Source organism: Cytobacillus firmus NBRC 15306, assembly GCF_001591465.1.
Classification (GTDB): Bacteria; Bacillota; Bacilli; order Bacillales; family Cytobacillaceae; genus Cytobacillus; species Cytobacillus firmus.
Genome location: NZ_BCUY01000208.1, coordinates 1 through 1,485, shown reverse-complemented (window position 1 = coordinate 1,485; position 1,485 = coordinate 1). Strand labels below are relative to the sequence as shown.

Genomic DNA, 1,485 nt, shown 5'->3' with positions numbered 1-1,485 from the left:
AGTCAAGTCCTGGTTATTGTGTAAAATCAATGGCAAGTGTTTTCAACCAAACCCTTTCATTTTTTTAGCGAAGCTTCCATGGATTTTTTTCTTCATCTCCGGGAAGGGATGTCAAATGGTTTTCAATTTGACATCCCTTCCCGGAGATGTAATCATCCATGATGGAAGTGAAGCTGAAAATACGACTACTTTAGCCTGCCACCCATTAAAGATTTCCTCTTTAAGTAATCTGACTCATGGTAATGCATCAGAACTGCGCCAACCAAACGGTACGCTGATTGAGAATTGGGGAAAATGCGAATCACTCTTTCCCTCCTGCGAACCTCCTGATTAAGCCGTTCCAATGAGTTGGTACTTCGGATATGGATCCGGATATGTTCAGGAAAATTCATATACTGAATGGTATCTTCGAAACCTTCATCCAAGATGGCAAGCGCTTTTTCAAATCTCGCCTCATTACTAAAACGGTTCATCAATTCACCCTTGAACTGGCGTATGTCATCAATCGTAACTGCTTCAAATATCCGCTTAATCATCATGCGGATTTCGGCTGTATCCTTTTTGGGCAATTTTCCAAGGATATTCCGTTTGAAGTGGACATTGCATCTTTGCCAGGCCGTCCCGATAAATTCACGTTGAATGGCTTTCTGAAGCCCTTGGTGAGCATCCGAGACCAGTAGTTTTGGTGATTGAAGGCCGCGTGATTTAAGCTGTTGAAAAAAACGGCTCCAGCTTTCGTAACTTTCCGCATGGTCAACACTTAGGCCGAGTATTTCACGGGTGTTATTCTCTGCAATGGCTGTCGCAATATAAACAGCCTTGGATACGACACGATTGTGCTCACGGACCTTTATATACATGGCGTCGGCAAAAACATAAGGGTAGTAGGTTGTATTCAGGGACCGACCGGCCCATTCATTTACAAGGGGATCAAGCTTGTGTGTAAGAGATGAAACAAACGATTTGGATACATTCTTACCACAAAGCTGTTCTACAATGTTGGTCACTTTCCTCGTTGAAACGCCATTTACAACCATCTCCACCATTGAAAGGACCAGGGCCTGGTCACATCGTGAATACTTTTCGAAAACAGTAGTTGAGAACTCGCCATTACGTGTCCGTGGAACCTTTAAGGTTATATTTCCGATACTCATCAACAGTTCACGTTCATAGTAACCGTTTCGGTAGTCACGGCGTTCAACAGCGCGTTCATAAGGGGCAGCCTTTAAATAGTCATCCCTTTCCTTTTCCATAAACTCATTTAGTACCAACACAACGGCTGATTTAATGACCATATCAAGATTGGAATTTACAATAGCTTCTTTTAAAACATCAACATTCAGGTTAAACTGTACTTGAGTCATTACTATTCCTCTTTTCACTAGTTTTTCTGTGGTAGAAAACAGTGTTGCCAAGAGTGAATAAAATGACTCTTTCTTTTTACACAATTATATGGGCTTAACCGGTTTCCTCCTTTTTGTGTCC

1 protein-coding gene is annotated in these 1,485 nt (G+C 41.9%); it reads right to left on the bottom strand.

All coding sequences use genetic code 11. The features are described 5' to 3' along the window. Nucleotides 1-185 precede the first annotated feature (185 nt). Nucleotides 186-1,364 (bottom strand): IS256 family transposase, encoded by a 1,179-nt coding sequence (locus BFI01S_RS21840; RefSeq protein ID WP_061794442.1) that lies wholly within the window; start codon nucleotides 1,362-1,364, stop codon nucleotides 186-188. Between the last annotated feature and the right edge of the window lie 121 nt (nucleotides 1,365-1,485).